18 protein-coding genes are annotated in these 17,225 nt (G+C 62.2%); 8 read left to right on the top strand and 10 right to left on the bottom strand.

Going from position 1 to position 17,225, the window contains the following annotated elements; translation table 11 throughout:
• Positions 1–216 precede the first annotated feature (216 nt).
• From FJ938_RS24645 to FJ938_RS24620, 6 genes are all read left to right on the top strand, one after another.
• Positions 217–2,778, top strand: a complete 2,562-nt coding sequence (locus FJ938_RS24645; protein WP_140698350.1) for an FAD-dependent oxidoreductase — start codon at positions 217–219, stop codon at positions 2,776–2,778.
• 92 nt (positions 2,779–2,870) lie between these two features.
• Entirely contained in the window at positions 2,871–3,719 is an 849-nt protein-coding gene (locus tag FJ938_RS24640) for a DUF1194 domain-containing protein (RefSeq protein ID WP_140698347.1), read from the top strand.
• A 202-nt stretch (positions 3,720–3,921) separates the two neighbouring features.
• The gene (locus tag FJ938_RS24635; protein ID WP_140698344.1) at positions 3,922–4,263 is read left to right on the top strand and encodes a peptidase inhibitor family I36 protein; all 342 of its coding nucleotides are present in this window, start codon (positions 3,922–3,924) and stop codon (positions 4,261–4,263) included.
• 152 nt (positions 4,264–4,415) lie between these two features.
• Positions 4,416–5,366 carry an ABC transporter substrate-binding protein gene (locus FJ938_RS24630; RefSeq protein ID WP_140698341.1) on the top strand — a complete coding sequence of 317 codons (951 nt, stop codon included), beginning with the start codon at positions 4,416–4,418 and terminating at the stop codon, positions 5,364–5,366.
• A 67-nt stretch (positions 5,367–5,433) separates the two neighbouring features.
• The gene (locus FJ938_RS24625; RefSeq protein WP_140698392.1) at positions 5,434–6,207 is read left to right on the top strand and encodes an ABC transporter permease; all 774 of its coding nucleotides are present in this window, start codon (positions 5,434–5,436) and stop codon (positions 6,205–6,207) included.
• Entirely contained in the window at positions 6,204–7,001 is a 798-nt protein-coding gene (locus FJ938_RS24620; RefSeq protein WP_140698339.1) for an ABC transporter ATP-binding protein, read from the top strand. The genes FJ938_RS24625 and FJ938_RS24620 overlap by 4 nt, the downstream gene beginning before the upstream one ends.
• 15 nt (positions 7,002–7,016) lie before the next feature.
• Here FJ938_RS24620 and FJ938_RS24615 read toward each other — a convergent pair whose 3' ends face one another.
• The 3 genes from FJ938_RS24615 to FJ938_RS24605 form a co-directional block, all read right to left on the bottom strand.
• Positions 7,017–8,018 (bottom strand): GlxA family transcriptional regulator, encoded by a 1,002-nt coding sequence (locus FJ938_RS24615; protein WP_140612323.1) that lies wholly within the window; start codon positions 8,016–8,018, stop codon positions 7,017–7,019.
• Positions 8,019–8,286: 268 nt separating this feature from the next.
• Positions 8,287–8,421, bottom strand: a complete 135-nt coding sequence (locus FJ938_RS30335) for a hypothetical protein (RefSeq protein WP_081295128.1) — start codon at positions 8,419–8,421, stop codon at positions 8,287–8,289.
• A 359-nt stretch (positions 8,422–8,780) separates the two neighbouring features.
• A complete protein-coding gene (locus FJ938_RS24605) occupies positions 8,781–8,966 on the bottom strand; it encodes a hypothetical protein (protein ID WP_140612321.1) in 186 nt (61 codons plus the stop codon).
• Between the two features lie 224 nt (positions 8,967–9,190).
• Here FJ938_RS24605 and FJ938_RS24600 point away from each other — a divergent pair, with 224 nt between their 5' ends.
• Together FJ938_RS24600 and FJ938_RS24595 are read left to right on the top strand one after the other, a co-directional pair.
• On the top strand, positions 9,191–10,090 hold the full coding sequence (locus FJ938_RS24600; RefSeq protein ID WP_006335555.1) for a LysR substrate-binding domain-containing protein: 900 nt from the start codon (positions 9,191–9,193) through the stop codon (positions 10,088–10,090).
• An 11-nt stretch (positions 10,091–10,101) separates the two neighbouring features.
• Complete coding sequence (locus tag FJ938_RS24595) at positions 10,102–10,440, top strand: hypothetical protein (RefSeq protein ID WP_140612319.1); 339 nt, start codon at positions 10,102–10,104, stop codon at positions 10,438–10,440.
• Here the strand turns inward: FJ938_RS24595 and FJ938_RS24590 are convergent.
• From FJ938_RS24590 to FJ938_RS24560, 7 genes are all read right to left on the bottom strand, one after another.
• Complete coding sequence (locus tag FJ938_RS24590; RefSeq protein ID WP_140612317.1) at positions 10,359–11,339, bottom strand: alpha/beta hydrolase; 981 nt, start codon at positions 11,337–11,339, stop codon at positions 10,359–10,361. The genes FJ938_RS24595 and FJ938_RS24590 overlap by 82 nt on opposite strands.
• 231 nt (positions 11,340–11,570) lie before the next feature.
• Positions 11,571–11,756 (bottom strand): hypothetical protein, encoded by a 186-nt coding sequence (locus FJ938_RS24585; RefSeq protein ID WP_140612315.1) that lies wholly within the window; start codon positions 11,754–11,756, stop codon positions 11,571–11,573.
• Between the two features lie 257 nt (positions 11,757–12,013).
• Positions 12,014–14,143 (bottom strand): ASKHA domain-containing protein, encoded by a 2,130-nt coding sequence (locus tag FJ938_RS24580; RefSeq protein ID WP_140612313.1) that lies wholly within the window; start codon positions 14,141–14,143, stop codon positions 12,014–12,016.
• Positions 14,094–15,068 (bottom strand): methyltetrahydrofolate cobalamin methyltransferase, encoded by a 975-nt coding sequence (locus FJ938_RS24575; RefSeq protein WP_140698337.1) that lies wholly within the window; start codon positions 15,066–15,068, stop codon positions 14,094–14,096. The genes FJ938_RS24580 and FJ938_RS24575 overlap by 50 nt, the downstream gene beginning before the upstream one ends.
• A gap of 81 nt (positions 15,069–15,149) precedes the next feature.
• Entirely contained in the window at positions 15,150–16,241 is a 1,092-nt protein-coding gene (locus FJ938_RS24570) for a methylenetetrahydrofolate reductase (RefSeq protein WP_140698334.1), read from the bottom strand.
• Positions 16,238–16,861 (bottom strand): methylenetetrahydrofolate reductase C-terminal domain-containing protein, encoded by a 624-nt coding sequence (locus FJ938_RS24565; RefSeq protein ID WP_140698331.1) that lies wholly within the window; start codon positions 16,859–16,861, stop codon positions 16,238–16,240. Before FJ938_RS24565 ends, FJ938_RS24570 begins: the two co-directional genes overlap by 4 nt.
• Complete coding sequence (locus FJ938_RS24560) at positions 16,854–17,156, bottom strand: virulence factor (RefSeq protein ID WP_137933169.1); 303 nt, start codon at positions 17,154–17,156, stop codon at positions 16,854–16,856. The genes FJ938_RS24565 and FJ938_RS24560 overlap by 8 nt, the downstream gene beginning before the upstream one ends.
• Positions 17,157–17,225: the final 69 nt, after the last annotated feature.

Here is a 17,225-nt window from a genome sequence, read left to right as displayed (position 1 = left end):
ACATATGACCTCGGCGGCCGCCTACAACCGGGCGTTTCACTATTTTTCGACCGGTGCGCAATCGCCCCGGCATGATCAAGGTCGAAGTCGACGCGCTGCCCGCTCCTGAGATAGGACTTAGTCGCTTGGCTTTTTCCGAATGTCGCAAACAGGCTTCATCAGCCCCATCGCTCGGCCCTATAGTCCGCGCGCTTTATCACACTGGAGTCGCGGGCAATGGCAGAGTTTCCGAAAAAGGCGAAGGTCGTCATCATTGGCCTCGGCGGTATTGTCGGCGCATCGATCGCTCATCATTTGATTGAGCGCGGCTGGGACGATATTGTCGGCATCGACAAGTCGGGCATCCCGACCGATATCGGCTCGACGGCGCACGCCTCCGACTTCTGCTACACGACCAGCCACGACTTCCTGTCCTGCTGGACGACGCTCTATTCCATCGATTTCTACGAGAAGATGGGTCACTACGCCCGCATCGGCGGTCTCGAGGTTGCCCGCGTTGGCGACGACAGCCGCATGGACGAGATCAAGCGCAAGATCGCCTCTGCGAAAGCGTTTGGAACACGCGCGCGACTGATCGAGCCGGGCGAGATCAAGGAAAAATTCCCGCTCATCGAAGAAAAGATGGTGCAGGGCGGCCTGTGGGATCCGGATGCCGGCCTCGTCATTCCGCGCTCGCAGACTGTCGCCGGCAAGCTCGTCGACCAGGCGGAAGCCTCGGGCAAGCTCAAGTCCTTTGCCAACACGCCAGCCAAGTCGCTGGTGGTCAAGGATGGCCGCATCAGCGCCGTCGTCACCGATCGGGGCACGATCGAAGCCGGCTATGTCATCGTCTGCGCCGGCATCTGGGGGCGGCTGATCGCCGAGATGGTGGGCGAGGACCTGCCGGTCATGCCGATCGACCATCCGCTGACTTTCTTCGGACCCTACAATGAGTTCGCCGGCACCGGCAAGGAGATCGGCTGGCCGCTGCTGCGCGACCAGGGCAACTCGGCCTATATGCGCGACACGGGCGATCCCAAGACCGCCGAGGGCGGGCAGATCGAATGGGGCTATTACGAAGAGACCAATCCGCGCCTTTGCCATCCGCGTGACCTGCTGGAGAAGGATCAGGCGCGTTTGTCGCCCTCGCAGCGCGACCTCGACATGGAGCAGATCCTGGCGCCGCTCGAACGCGCCATGGAACTGACGCCGATCCTGGGCGAACTCGGCTACAATGAAAGCCATTCCTTCAACGGCCTGCTGCAGGTGACGGCCGATGGCGGTCCGTCCATGGGCGAGAGCCAGAAGGTGAGGGGCCTGTGGTATGCCGTCGCCATCTGGGTCAAGGACGGCCCCGGCATGGGCAAGCTGATCGCCGACTGGATGACGGACGGCCGTACCGTGATCGACCACCACGCCATCGATTATGCCCGCTTTTATCCGCACCAGATGAAGGAGCAGTTCATCTGGGATCGCTGCACCGAGACGGCGATGAAGGTCTACAATCCGGCGGTGCATCCTCGCGAGCCGTTCTCCAAGGGCCGCAACATCAAGCGCTCGCCGTTCTGGGAGCGCGAGAAGGAGCTCGGCGGTTACTTCATGGAACTGGGCGGCTGGGAGCGCGCGCATGGCTATGCCGCCAACGAGCATCTCCTGGAGAAATACGGCAACCGCGTGCCGGTGCGCGAGAACGAATGGGACAACCGGCACTTCTGGCGCGTTTCCAATGCCGAGCACCTGGCGATGAGCGAGGATTGCGGCATCGTCAACCTGTCGCACTTCTCGATGTATGACGTCGAAGGACCTGACCACGTCGCGTTGTTGGAGTGGCTCTGCGCGGCCAAGATCGGCGGCGACAACAATATCGGCAAGGGCATCTACACCCATTTCCTCGACGAGGAAGGCATGGTGCGCGCCGACTTCACCGTCATCCGCATGGCCGACCGCTGCCGCGTCATCGACGGCGCCGACGCCGGCCCACGCGACTTCCAGTACATGCGCCGAACGGCGCAGGACAAAGGTTTTGACGTCACCATCACCGATGTGACGGAAAAATACGTCACGATCGGCATATGGGGGCCGAACGCCCGCACGACCTTGCAGAAGGTGGTCGAAAATCCCGAAGGGCTGTCGCTGGAGAATTTCCCGTTCGCCGCGATCAAGCCGATCCGGATCGGCGGCAAGGACGTCACCGCGTTCCGTATCTCCTATGTTGGCGAGCAGGGCTGGGAACTGCATATGCGCTACGAGGACGGCCTAGCCGTCTGGGACACGCTGCGCTCGACCGGCGTCATGCCATTCGGCGTCGAGACTTACGCCAACACGCGCCGCATGGAAAAGAGCCTGCGCCTGCAGAACGCCGACCTGCTGACCGAATACAATCTGCTGGAAGCCGATCTCGCGCGTCCGAAGGTCAAGGAGAACGATTTCTGCGGCAAGGCCAAGCATCTGGAATATCGCGCCCGCGAGCACCAGCCGGCGATGCTGTGCACGCTTGTCATGACCGACAACAAGGACGGCAAGGGTGTTGCCCGCTACCCCGTCGGCATCATGCCTGTGATGGATCCGGCAACCGGCGAGACGCTCGTCGACGAACTCGGCCGCCGCTCCTTCACGACGTCGGTCGCCTATGGCCCGACCATTGGCAAGAACATCGCGCTCGCCTACCTGCCCTGGGCCTATGCCCAAGAGGGCCGCAAGCTCGAGGTGGAGTATTTCGGCGAGACCTATCCGGTCGAAGTGGCCAGCGTCGGCTACAAGCCGCTCTACGACCCGGAGAACCTCAAGCCGCGCAGCTGATCGCGGACGGAGCAACGGACTGATCGCAAAAGCCTGGCATAGAGCCGGGCTTTTGTCTTTTTAACCGGGCCGTTTTCGCTTACCCTCAAGGAATGTCTGCTTTCCCGAGCGCAAGACATTTCCTTTCGAGCTGCGCTGCGCTGGCGTTGATTCTCTGGCTGGCGCCCGGGACCCGCGCGGACGAGCCGGTCGATGTCGAACTGGTGCTGGCGGTCGACGTTTCGCTGTCGATGTCGGCGGACGAACTCGAGATCCAGCGCCATGGCTACGCGGCGGCGCTGACGCATGACAATGTGCTGCGGGCCATTGCCAATGGCACCTACGGCAAGATCGCGGTCACCTATGTCGAGTGGGCCGGCACAACATGGCAGCGCGTCATCGTGCCGTGGACGGTGATCGCCAACCGCGCTGACGCGGAGCGCGTGGTGGCGCAATTGTCGGCCCAGCCGCCCGACAGCGCGCGGCGCACCTCGATCTCCGGCGCGTTGGAATTCGGCAGCGACCTTCTCGCCGAAAGCGGCTACGAAGGGACCAGGCGCGTCATCGACGTTTCCGGTGACGGACCCAACAACCAGGGCGCGCCAGTCAATCTCACCCGGGACGCGGTGGTCAGACAGGGCATCGTTATCAACGGCCTGCCGCTGATGACCCGAGGCGGCTTCACCAGCGCCTATGACGTCAACGATCTCGACCGCTACTACAGCGATTGCGTCATCGGCGGCCCCGGAGCCTTCATGATCCCGGTCAACGACTGGACGCAATTTCCCGAAGCTATCCGCCGCAAGCTGGTGCTCGAGCTCGCCGGTTCGGCGTCACCGCAATGGGCGGCGGAAGCAGCCGATCACCCGCCAGTGGTGCTGGCGCAGGACAAGCCCGCCGTCGACTGTCAGATCGGCGAGAAAATGTGGCGCAACCGCAACTGGAGGCTCGACAACCGCTAGAGCCAGAATGATTTCAGGTCGAATCGATCTGAAATCTGAATCTGCCTTTAGATCAAAGAGATAGAGCACAATGTCGTCCGAAAACCGCTTCACAGTTTTCGGCATCATACTCTAAGCTTGCCTCGCCGCCCGAAGCGGTGGCAGAGTGCCAGGTCATGCTATTCAGGCTAGGGGCGTCGCGGCCAAACCGAGGAAACATGAGATGAAACGCCTTGTCATCCTGACTGCCGTCGCGTCGGTCCTTTTTGCCGACGGCGCCAGCGCCCAATATGACGACCAGCCTGCCTGCGTCATGTTCGAGCACGTGAATTTTCGCGGACGGTCGATCGAGATGGGCCCCGACGATTCCGTGAATTTTCGCGGCGGCCAGTTCTGGAACGACCGTGTATCGTCGGTGTTCGTTCGCCGGGGCTGCACGCTGGTTGCCTATGAGGATACGAATATGAGCGGCGAATCGATCGAGATCAGGCACCGGGTTCGCGAGCTCGGAGGCGATTGGAACGACCGAATCTCGTCCGCAGAGTGCTACTGTGATGGCTACTGATACCGGGTTTCGGGCGGCCGGCTGGTGGCCGGCCGCCGATCTGGTTGCAGGACACTGCCTGGGTCTCCGTGCGCCTCACCATCCTGTTGATTGACAAGCCGATTGACGTCTGTGAGACAATTCCCTTCAGATAAAACAAAAGGGGAACTGACATGACCAGGATCGCCGTTCTTGCCGCAACTCTGACACTTGCCGCCGGCTTGTCGGCGCCGGCCATGGCCGCCACGTCGCTGACCATAGGGATCAGCGGCTGGACCGGCTTCGCACCGCTGACGCTTGCCAAGCAGGCAGGTCTCTTCGAAAAGCACGGTCTCGACGTGACCTTGAAGAAGGTGCCGCAGGCCAGCCGTCCGCTCGCCATCGCCAGCGGCGACCTGCAATGCGCCGCCACCACGGTCGAGACCTGGCTGGTGTGGAACGCCAGCGGGGTGACCACCAAGCAGATCTTCCAGCTCGACAAATCCTATGGCGCCGACGGCATCGTCGTACGCAACGACATCAAGACCGTCGCCGATCTCAAGGGCAAGACCGTCGCGTCCTCGGCGCCGGGCACGTCGCCCTATTTCCTGCTCGCCTGGGTGCTGAACAAGAATGGCATGTCGACCAAGGACGTGACGGTCGTCAATCTGGAGCCGGACGCGGCGGCCCAAGCCTTCCTTGCCGGCCAGAACGACGCGGCGGTCACCTATGAGCCGTTCATCTCGGCCGTGCGCGACAAGGCCGACCAGGGCCATATCCTGGCGACCACGCTCGACTATCCGATGGTTCTCGATACGGTCGGCTGCACGCCCGAATTCCTCAAGGCCAATCCCGATGCCGCCAAGGCGCTCGCCGACAGCTATTTCGATGCGCTCGACCTGATCAAGAAGGATCCGCAGAGATCCTACGAGATCATGGGCGCCGACGTGAAGCAGTCGGCCAAGGAATTCGAGGATTCGGCAAAATACCTGAAATGGGCGGACAAGGCGGAGAACAAGCAGTTCTTCACCAAGGAATTCCCGGACTTTTCCAAGACCGCAGGCGCGCTTTTGCTGCAGATGGGACTGATCAAGGAAGCGCCCGACGTCACTACGCTTGCAGACATCAGCGCGGTGGCGAACTGACGGATCAACCCTGGGCATCACGCGGTGGCGCCGGGCGCCGTCGCTTTCCCTCCGACAAAGGATGAAGATGCGCCCCTTGCATCCGGTCTCGCCGGGCATTCGAACCGTGCTCGGCATTTCCTTCTTCGTGCTGTTCGTGGTCTTCTGGGCCTGGATCACACTTGGCGGCCACGTCAACCGCATCTTCCTCGCCGACCCGCTGTCGATGCTCAGGGACGGATGGCGCCTGCTGGTCGAGGACCGTTTCTGGCTCGACATATTGATCACCATCTGGCGGGTTTTCGGCGGCTTCGTGCTGGCCTCGGTCGTCGCCGTGCCGCTCGGCATCGCCATGGGCGCCTGGAAGCCGGTGGAAGCATTCCTGGAGCCCTTCGTCTCTTTTGCCCGCTACCTGCCGGCCTCGGCCTTCATTCCATTGCTCATCCTCTGGGCCGGCATTGGCGAACTGGAGAAGCTGCTGGTCATCTTCGTCGGCTCGGTGTTCCAGATCATCCTGATCATCGCCGTCAAGGTCGGGTCGACGCGGCGCGATCTGGTCGAGGCCGCCTATACGCTGGGCTCGACCAACAACAGCATCGTCAAGCGGGTGATCATGCCGGCCAATGGGCCTGAAATCGCCGAGACGCTGCGGCTTGTGCTCGGCTGGGCGTGGACCTATGTCATCGTCGCCGAACTGATCGGCTCGTCCTCTGGCATCGGCTACATGATCATCAACAGCCAGTCGCGGCTGGCGACCGGACAGATCATTTTCGGCATCATCGTCATCGGTCTGATCGGCCTGTTGTCCGATTTCGCCTTCAAGGCGTTCAACCGCTGGCTCTTTCCGTGGAGCCTGGCGTGAGCAAACTTCTCATCGAGGGAGTCTCGCGTACCTTTGCCGGCGTGCGCGGCGGACAGCCGGTCAAGGCATTGATGCCGATCGACCTGGCGGTCGCCGCCAATGACTTCATCACCATTCTGGGGCCGTCAGGCTGCGGAAAGTCGACGCTGCTCAGAATCGTCGCCGGCCTGGAGGCGCCGAGCGAAGGCCGCGTGCTGCTCGACGGCAAGGCGGTGACGCGCCCGGGACCGGACCGCGGCATGGTCTTCCAGTCCTACACGCTGTTCCCATGGCTGACGGTCGCTGAAAACATCGCCTTCGGCCTGCGCGAACGCGGCATGGCTGAAAAGGAGCGGGACGGGGTCGTCGCGTCCTATGTCGATCTCGTCGGGCTGAAGGGGTTCGAAAACCATTGGCCAAAGCAGCTTTCGGGTGGCATGCAGCAGCGCACGGCGATTGCCCGCGCGCTGGCCAACGATCCCGAGATCCTGTTGCTGGATGAGCCGTTCGGCGCCCTCGACAACCAGACGCGCGGGCTGATGCAGGAGCTTCTGCTCGGCATCTGGGAGCGGCGCAAGAAGACGGTGCTGTTCGTCACCCACGACATCGAGGAGGCGATCTTCATGGCCTCGCGCGTGACCGTGATGACGGCGCGGCCCGGCCGCATCAAATCGGACGTCGCCATCGACCTGCCGCATCCGCGCCATTACACGCTGAAGACCAGCCCGGAATTCTCGGCGTTGAAGGCGCGGCTGACCGAGGACATACGCGCCGAGGCGATGCGGACAGCACAGGTGAAACCAGCCGAGGCTTGATCCGGTAGTTTCGGATCAGGCCGCCAGCAACTGCTTGCGGTCGACGCGCTCCTGCTGCGGCGAACGGGCATAGAGCTCGCGGTAGCATTTGGAGAAATGCGAGGCCGAGACGAAGCCGCAGGCGACCGCCACCTCGACCACCGGCATCGAGGACTGGATCAAGAGATGCCTGGCGCGGTCGAGCCGGATTTCCAGATAGTAGCGGGCAGGCGAGCGTCCCATCTCAGTGCGGAAAAGGCGCTCGATCTGGCGGCGCGACAGGTCGACATGATCGGCGATCTCGATCAGCGACAGCGGCTCGGAGAGGTTCGCCTCCATCAGTTCGATGATGGTCAGCACTTTCGAGTTCTGTACGCCAAGACGCGCGCGCAGCGGCAGGCGCTGGCGGTCGGTCGGGCTGCGCACGCGGTCGGTCAGCACCTGCTCGCAGACGCGGTTGACGAGGCTCTCGTCGAAATCGTCGCCGATCAGCTTCAGCATCATGTCGAGCGCAGCGGTGCCGCCGGCGCAGGTATAGATGTTCTGGTCGATCTCGAAGAGGTCGGCAAAGACATTGGCCTTGGGAAACGCTTCGGAAAATCCCGGCAGGTTCTCCCAATGGATGGCGCAGCGCTTGTTGGACAGCAGGCCGGCGGAGGCCAGGATATGCGCGCCGGTGCACAGGCCGCCGACGGCAACGCCGCGATTATACTCTTCGCGCAGCCAGGCGAAGGCCGATTTGTTCTGGTAGCGCTCGACATTAATGCCGCTGCAGACGATGGCCATGTTGGGACGATCCGGCCCCGCCATCTTCTTGCGTTCCTCCTCCAGCGAGGTGTTGACCGCGCATTCCACACCGTTCGAAGCGCGCACCGGCTTGCCGTCGATGCTGGCGAGGCGCCAGCGATAGGCCTCGTAGCCGAGCATGCGGTTGGCGGAGCGCAACGGATCGAGCGCGGTCGCAAAAGCGATCATGGTGAAATCGGGAATAAGGAAGAATACAAACGATCGCTTGATCGGATGCTTAACGGCGTTCACGGGAACCTCACGCAGCCATGACGCGAACAGGATGTCGCGAATAGCATAGCGACATCAGGAAATCCCATGCTTGTCAATTGGCTACACCGCTTGGACAAGATTAAATTTGCGACATGGGTCGCAAATGGGCAATTCACAGGCGGGAACCCATGATGCGATCCGGGACGAGCGCGGGCGCAACGCGGCACAACAGAAACGCCGCCTTGGCTTGAGCCAGGCGGCGTTACAGTCGTGAAGCCAGCAGCAGGGAGCGCTGTCTCAAAAAAATTTAGGCGACGAAGCCGAGGCGCGCCGCAGCCATGGCGCCGGTCTGGCCAGGCATGGTGTTGGCGAGGCGCTGGCGCTCAAGAGCGGTGGTCAGGTTCATTTCGCGGCGTGCAAAGAGGCGGGAAAAAAGCTTCATGATCATCTCCAATCGGTTGCTCAGACGGGTCGCCTTCGCTTGATGGAGTGGGGCAGCTCGTTTGCTGACGGTGATATAGGCTTGTGTGAGCTGAAACTAAATCGCAAAAGCGAAGCGCTTGATATGAAAAGCGACAACATGCGACAAGGCGGGGCGGGAGTGTCCAGAATTCGCGATTGTTTACAGTGGCTTAGTTCGGAAAACGAGATGCTATGCGGCTTGTTCATATGCGCCATGCAGCGGCGGCATGGCTCCTGAATTCGTTTGAATACAAATAAAACGACAAGAAACGTCCAATAAAACGAGAAGGCCTGCCGGGCGGAATGCACGGCAGGCCTTCAGCACAGGGTACACACGATCTACTTTGCTCCAGCCCAGGATCCGATGCCGTTGCGCATGCCGGTCTTGGCGTCGGCAGCTTCAGGCCAGCCAATATCCTTCTGCAGTTCGATCGGCAGTGAGCGGATGGCGCGTTCGGTCTGGTAGCGGGCGCGGGCCGCGCTGAATTCGGTCGCGATGCGGCCGAGGGAGGACAGGATAGACATTTCATTTCTCCTTATGCGCCAGGCGGCGATGCCCAGGCAGCGGCTGGTTACGTCAGGTCTGTTTCAGCTTCATTTCATATCGATTGCAGGTCTGTGTCGGAGTCGTTTCATGGCTGCTTATGGCAGCATCCTCAATCGATGCAGTTGACTATGCTCCTGATCTGATGTTCAATCAAACGAAATGGAATGATGCTTTGTATCAGAAAAATTGAAGGCCGATCGCCATGAACGCCCCACTCAATCATCCGCTGCCGCTGCTCGATCTTGACGTTTTGCGCACTTTCGTGGCGATTGCCGAGACCGGCAGCTTCACCACTGCCGCCAATGCCGTCTTTCGCACGCCGTCGGCGGTGTCGATGCAGATCAAGAAGCTGGAGGATATTCTTGGCCGCTCGGTGTTCGCCCGCGATGCCCGCTCGGTGACCCTGACGACGGATGGCGAAATGCTGCTCGGCTATGCCCGGCGGTTGCTGTCGATCAACCGCGAGGTGGTCTCGAAGTTCATCATTCCCGACATTGTCGGCGTGGTCCGGCTCGGCTCGCCGGATGATTATGGCGAGCGCGTGCTGCCGCATGTGCTGAAGCGTTTCGCGCAATCGCATCCCTCGATCGCCGTCGACGTCACCATCGACCAGAGCAGCAATCTGCGCCGGCGCATGGACGACCGCGCGCTCGACATCACGCTTCTGACGAACTCCTACAAGACCAGCGCGCTCGGTGCCGAGGTGCTCCTGACCGAGCCGATCGTGTGGGCCGGCGCCAAGGGTGGCTGCGCGCATCTGCGCGAACCGCTGCCGGTGTCGCTGTGGGAAGAAGGCTGCGCCTGGCGCGCCGGTGCGCTCGATGCGCTGGGACGCGAGGGCCGCAACTACCGCATAGCGTATATGAGCGCCCATACGGCCGGCCAGCGTGCCGCCATCATGTCCGATCTCGCCGTAGCGCCGCTGCCGAAGTCGTTCCTTGGCAACGATATGGTCGAGCTCTGCCCGAAGGACGGCATGCCCGACATCGGCACCTATAATCTGGCCATGGTGGTGGCACCGGACGCCAGCGCACCGGTCAAGGCCGTCGCCGACCACATCCGCGCGACCTTCGAAGTGTTCCGGGAAACCGGAAAATTCTGACAGGTGTCGCGATGAACCGAGCTTCGGTGCTCGGCGATCTCGTCAGGTTCGCAAAACCGGTTGATCATCTGGCTGAGACAATCGGCGTGCTGGGCTGGTCCGACACCCCGGTGGTGATGCTGACTGCTTATCAGATCGTGAGCGTCCTACAACGGGCCCGAGCGGGAGCTCTTACCGCTGCCGATGTGGAAGCATGGGCTGACCTGATCGAATGCAGGGAAGACATCGAGTATCAGCCGGAACATCATGAAGAAATATTGCAGGCGATCTACATGCTCGCCAATCCGGTCTTGAATGGATCGCTTGATGAAGCCTTGACCGACCAGCTGATCGCCTCGCTTTTGCCCTGATCCGCGGGTTTTTCGCTGCTCAGAAACGCGGCCATGCGTTGGCGGGCCCGCCGCGATTCCGGCATGTCGATCAATGGCCAGACGTGGAACATGCCTTCCTCGTAGATGACATCGACCTCGACGCCCGCGGCTCGCGCCTTCTTGGCGAAGATCAAATTGTCGGGACTGAGCATGTCGCGCGAACCGGTCAAAAGGAGTGTCTTCGGCAGCACGGAGAGATCGCCGTAGAGCGGGCTGATATGCCAGTCAGTGCGGTCGATCCCGGCACTGTACATCCGGATCGCCTCCAGGCCGCCGGCGATGCCGAGCCAGGGATCCTTGCCCTCGGCCTCGAACACTTCGGGATTGGCGAGCGACATGTCGAGACCAGGCGAGATCAGCACATGGCGCGACGGCAGAGCCAATCGTTCCTCGGCGGCCATCATGGTCAGCACCACGGCCATGTTGCCGCCGGCTGAATCGCCCATGAAGATAATGTCGTCCGGCTCCGTTTCGTCGAGCATGCGGCGATAGACATCGCCGACCATGCCGAACATGGCGTGGAAGTCATGCTCGGGAGCGATGGGGTAGATGGGCACGGTGACGGCATAGCCGAGCCGGTCGGCCATGTCGGCAATCAGATGCCAATGGTAGGGCGTGATTTCAAAGACATAGGCGCCGCCGTGCAGGTAGAGAATCCGTTTGCGCTCGCCGGCCCTGGGGGCGATCTCGTAGACCGGGAATCCGTCGACCATGTGCGCCTCTATGTTGAAACGCTGGTGCAACGAGGCTGGCGGTCGATGATCCTCCGTCTTGCGCGCGGCAGCAATCCAGCGCCGCAGGTTTTCAGGGCTGGAAAACGCCTTCTTGCGGCTGTACCTGAGCACGAAGGAAACGAAATGGCTTTTCAAACTTGGCATGCGCATACACGAGCTTCGGCTGCAGCCGACTAAGAGAATTCCCCCTCTCTTGCGAAGATCGTGCGTTGGCCAAAAATGTCAAGATTTACGCCGTGTCCACACGGCGGTGTGATCCATGCCGCAGTCAGCGGCACGGCAAAAGTGCGGCGCGCAGCCGGTTGCTGGTCACCGCCGGGAGCATGCGAGGTCTCCGGCGCCTGACGAGCAATTTGCACTTGTCGGCGAAATTCATCAGCGCGTGGTGCCCAGGAGCAGCGAAGCGAGTGCCGCCTGTGGGTCGCTCGGCGGCGAGGCCGGCCAGCCGATGTCCTTTTGGACATGCGCCGGCAGGGCATTCAGCGCGCGGATCGCCTTGTTCCTGGCATGGGCCTGCCTGATGGTCACACCGAAGCGGTTGAGGTTTTCGAACATCGACATTTCTATCTCCTTGAGAACTGAGGCGGCCGTGGTCGTGGAGATCTCCGGCCGCCGTTTCGACGTCCGCTAAATGCGTTGAATATGTATCGGATGGATTTCGCGAAAACAGCGTTTCGGTTTCCGGATCGACTCGATCCGGAAACATTTGCATGCAAATGAATTTTGCCCAGGTAATTGAGGCAGGCAGATGAGGGGCGGCGCCAGGATTGTCAGAAAAATGCGGCGTCAGATGACACGCGGCATTCTTCTTTGCATGACTACTCGCGGCCCCGCCGCGCCGCGTGGCCTTCGCGTGAGCGCCGGCGCGGGGTGGCATCGCCTGCCACACCGTCCTCGCTCACCGTCTTGCGTGGCGGCAGTTTCACCGCCGCCGACAGTTTCGGGAACGGATCGACCTTGTTCGGCAGTGCCATGGCATAGACGAAATGCTCCTGGAATTTTGGTTCCAGCGCGGTCTCGATCTTTTCGATCTGGCTCACCGTCTCCTCGATCTCACGGCGATAGCCGCGATTGAGCAGCGCCATCCGCGCACCGGCGCCGGCGGCGTTGCCGACGGCCGAGACCTTGTCCAGGTCGCAATCGGGGATCAGGCCCAGCACCATGGCGTATTTCGGATCGATGAACGAGCCGAAGGCGCCGGCGAAGTGGATGCGGTCGACATGCTCGGTGTGCTGCTTTTCCATCAGCAGCTTGGTGCCGGCATAGAGCGCCGCCTTGGCGAGCTGGATGGCGCGCACGTCGGTCTGGGTGATGGTGATCTTCGGCTCGCCTTCCTTCAGCACATAGGAGAAAGTGCGGCCGTTGGCGACGACACGCGGCGAGCGCGCGGCGAGCGAGCCGTCGACGACGCCATCTTCCGAAATGATACCGGCGAGATACATTTCCGCCACGATCTCGATGATGCCGGAGCCGCAGATGCCGGTGACGCCGGTCGCCTGCACGCTGTCGAGGAAGCCCGGTTCGTCGGACCACAGTTCCGAGCCGATGACGCGATATTTCGGCTCCAGCGTTTCGGGATCGATGCGCACGCGCTCGATGGCGCCGGGGGCCGCACGCTGGCCGCCGGAGATTTCGGCGCCCTCGAAGGCCGGGCCGGTCGGGGAAGAGGCCGCCACGACCCGCGCACGGTTGCCGAGCACGATCTCGGCGTTGGTGCCGACGTCGACGATCAGCATCATCTCGTCCTGGCGATGCGGACCTTCCGACAGCGTGACGGCAGCCGCGTCGGCACCGACATGGCCAGCGATACAAGGCAGCATGTAGAGCCGCGCGCCCTGGTTGAGCTTGAGGCCGATGTCGGATGCCTTGATGCGCACGGCGCCCGAGACGGCAAGCGCGAAGGGGGCGCCGCCGAGTTCGGTCGGATCGATGCCGAGGAACAAATGATGCATGATCGGATTGCCGACGAAGACGGAATCCAGGATGTCGTTGCGCTGGACGTTGCCTTCCGCGCAGACCTTGTCAACGAGGCTGGAGATCGCCTCGCGCACCGCGACCGTCATGCCTTCGCGGCCGTCCGGGTTCATCATCACATAGGAGACGCGGCTCATCAGATCCTCGCCGAAGCGGATCTGCGGGTTCGACGTGCCCGACGAAGCGGCGACGCGACCCGATAGCAGCGACACCAGATGCATGGCGATGGTGGTCGAGCCGATGTCGCACGCGAGCCCATAGGCCTCGTTCTTGAGGCCGGGCCACAGCGCGATGACACGCGCGATGTCGCTGTCGGCATCCTTGTGGATGGCGGCGGTGGCGGTCCAGTTGCCCTTGCGCAATATGCCCTGCACCTGCGGCAGCAAATAGAAGTCGAATTCGAGGTTCTTGAGACCCCAGTCCTTCATCAGCGCGATCTTGAGCCGGTCGAGATCGCCGAGCGGCTTGTGCATGTCGGGCTCTTCGATCTCGACATAGCACATGCGGATCGCCGTATCGCGGGCGATCACCCTGGTGTCGGCATCCTTGCGGATGGTCTGCGCGTTGATGACGGTATCCTGCGGCACGTCGATGACGAGGTCGCCGAGGATTTGTGCCGAGCAGGAGAGGCGGCGCCGTTCAGGCAGGCCGCGCACGCGCTCATAGCGCTCTTCCTTGGGGCCCTTGGCCGAAATGTGGTCGTTGGAGGAGACGATCTTGTGCTTGGCGAAATTGCCTTCCTGCACCTCGACCTGGCAGCGCCCACAGGTGGCGCGTCCGCCGCACACGCTCTCGACATAGACGCCAAGCTGGCGCGCTGCATCGAGCACCGGCGTGCCGACAGGAAACCGCCCGCGCTTGCCGGACGGCATGAACAGCACGAGCGGATCGGTAATGTTTGCAGGTGAATTCACGATTGCGCGCTTATCCCCTTGCCATGCGGGCTTCACGGCCGCCACGGCGGCGGCCGCCATTGCTGCCGCCTTCGCCCGGCGCGTTGACAGCGGTCGGAGCGGCAACGGCCTGGCCGCCTTCGGACGGCTTGTAGTCCTTGTAGGTCCTGATCCAGTTGGTGCAGTTCTCGTCGGTGCCGTTGAGCACATTGGCGCCGCGCACGGCTTCCATTTCCTGCGGCCGCACCGGGTTCATGATCGCCGAGGTCATGCCGGCGCCGATCACCATCGGGATGAAGGCGGCGTTGATGCCGTGACGATGCGGCAAGCCGAAGGAGATGTTGGACAGGCCGCAGGTGGTGTTGACCTTGAGCTCTTCACGCAGACGGCGCAGCAGGGCAAACACCTGGCGGCCGGCATCGCCCAGCGCGCCGATCGGCATGACCAGCGGATCGACGACGACATCGTGCGCCGGAATGCCGAAATCGGCGCAGCGCTGCACGATCTTCTTGGCGACGGCGAAGCGCACGTCCGGATCCATCGAAATGCCGGTCTCGTCATTGGAGATGGCGACGACCGGAACATTGTACTTCTTGACCAGCGGCAGGATGGCTTCGAGCTTCTCTTCCTCGCCGGTGACGGAGTTGACCAGCGGGCGGCCCTTGGCGACCTTTAGCGCGGCCTCGATCGCGGCGGTCACCGACGAGTCGATCGACAGCGGCAGGTCAACCAATCCCTGAACGATCTCCAGTGTCTTCACCAACAGTGCCGGCTCGGTCGCGTTCGGGTCGACGGCGGTGACGCCGGCATTGACGTCGAGCATGGTGGCGCCGCAGGCTGCCTGTTCCAGCGCGTCCTTGATGACGGTCTCGAAATTGCCGGCCACCATCTCGGCGGCGAGCTTTTTGCGGCCGGTCGGGTTGATGCGCTCGCCAATCACGCAGAAGGGCTGGTCGAAGCCGATGATGATTTCTCGTGTCGCCGAGGCAACGATGGTCCGGGTCATGAAATCTCTCCGTCGTGATATAAAGAGTTCTTTATATCGTTATCTGATTTTGATCAAGCGAATGGTCGCTCTCCGCGCGGATCAATGCGCGGTCTTCACCATGTCCACCTGGGTTTCGGTAATGTCCTCATGCAAGATGCGGTCGAGCCGGTCGGCGACCATCTGATCGTCGCGACGAATCTCACGCTTCCATGGCTGGCGGCCCTTGAGCACGCCCGATTCATCGACGATCTCGGCGACATATTCCTCCTGGCGGTAGGCCATCACATGGACACCCGAGACGCCTGATATTTCCTTCACCTCGTTGATGATGTCGATGCAGAGCTGCTTGCCTTCCTTCTTCTGGTCCTGGGCGCCCTCGAGCCGCTTGATGACGGTATCCGGAATGTGGATGCCCGGCACATTGGAGCGGATCCATTTGGCCGTCTTGGCCGAGGCGAGCGGGCCGACGCCGCACAGGATGAACACCTTCTCGGTGTGGCCGAGATCGCGCGCCTTCTGCATGAACGTCTTGAACATCGGCACGTCGAAGCAATACTGCGTCTGCACGAACTGCGCGCCGGCGGCGATCTTCTTGCCGAGATGGATCGGGCGGAAGTCGAAGGGCGGCGCGAACGGGTTGACGGCCGCGCCGAGGAAGATCTGCGGCGGCGTCGTAAGCTTGCGGCCGGACAGGAACTTGCCGTTGTCGCGCATGATGCGGACGGTTTCGAGCAGCGACATGGAATCGAGGTCGAACACCGGCTTGGCCCCGGGCTGGTCGCCAGCCTGCACGCCGTCGCCGGTCAGGCACAGCATGTTGGCGACACCCATGGCGGCGCCGCCCAGGACGTCGCCCTGGATGGCGATGCGATTCTTGTCGCGGCAGGCGATCTGCATGATCGGGGCATAGCCCATGCGGGTCAGAAGCGCGCAGATGCCGACCGAGGACATGTGGCAGTTGGCGCCCGAGGCATCGACGGCGTTGATGGCGTCGACCCAGCCATCGAAGATCCTGGCCCTGTTGTAGACGTCCTCGGGATCGGCGCTGTCCGGCGGATTGAGTTCGGTCGTCACCGCAAATTCGCCGCGCCGCAGCACACGCTCCAGGCGGCCGCGTGAAGAGTGGCCGGGCAGGGGATCGAGCGGCAGGTGAATGCCGGCCGGGTTCTCGTCGCGCTGACGGGCGCTCATGCGGCGGCTCCGGTCTTTGGCGCGGCGGCGGCTTCACGGGCTGCCGCCGCCTGCGCGGTGACACGTAGCCAGGCCGAAGTTTCGCGCAACGACTGATCGACCGGCTTCTGTACGGTCAGGATCTTGTCGTTGTTGACCATGTTCTGCGAACCTTCCCAGGCCTTGACCCAGACGCAGGGCATATCGGGCTCGACCTCGCAATTGCCATTGGCGCGCACGCCGCCGCATGGGCCGTTGCGCAATTGCTTGGGGCAGTTCATCGGGCACGACATGCCGGTCGACGACAGGATGCATTGGCCGCACATGCGACAGTCGAACATGAAGCCCTTGACGCGCTTCTCGACGAACTTCACCGGGGCTTCGACGCGGCCGTAGCCGATGCCTTTCCATAAGGGATGCAGCAGCAGGAAGGTGTCTGCGAAGCGGGCATAGAACCATTCGAGCAATCGCGAGTGCCGAATAGACCACAATCTCACCGCAAAGGAACGCTGTACGCGCCGCTGCGGCGACACGTCGGCCGGCTTGTAGTCGGATTTCGGCGCTGCCTTCTTGACCAATGTGGCCTGGGTAACCGGCTGGACAACCCTTTGGCCATCTTTGACAGGAGTCGTGTCAGACATTTTCTTTGCCACCCGCCTTGACCAGAGCGACCAGCCGCTCGCGGTCATATTTCGCATCAAGCTCGTGAAAGGCCTTTTCGACCTCGGCTTCGAGATCGTCGCCGACCGGGACCGGATCGGCCTTGCGCCATTCGGCGAGATAGTCGTCGGTGCCGCCGGCGCCGGTGCGCATGGCGCACATGTCGATCGCCTCGGTGAAACGCAGCGGCAGTTCGCGCTTGGCGTTCTGCCGGCCCTTCTTGACGATGACCTGGGCAGGGATGTCGCGCCAGTAGACGACGATAAGATCGGCCATGAATTCTCGCTCCTCGAACTTTGGAGCATTGCCGCAAGCCTCGTTGGCCCGCTTGTTATGGGACGACGC

The organism is Mesorhizobium sp. B2-4-14, assembly GCF_006442155.1.
In the GTDB taxonomy this organism is placed as follows: domain Bacteria; phylum Pseudomonadota; class Alphaproteobacteria; order Rhizobiales; family Rhizobiaceae; genus Mesorhizobium.
The sequence above is the reverse complement of the archived record's forward strand: the minus strand, read 5'-3'. Positions and strand labels throughout refer to the sequence as shown.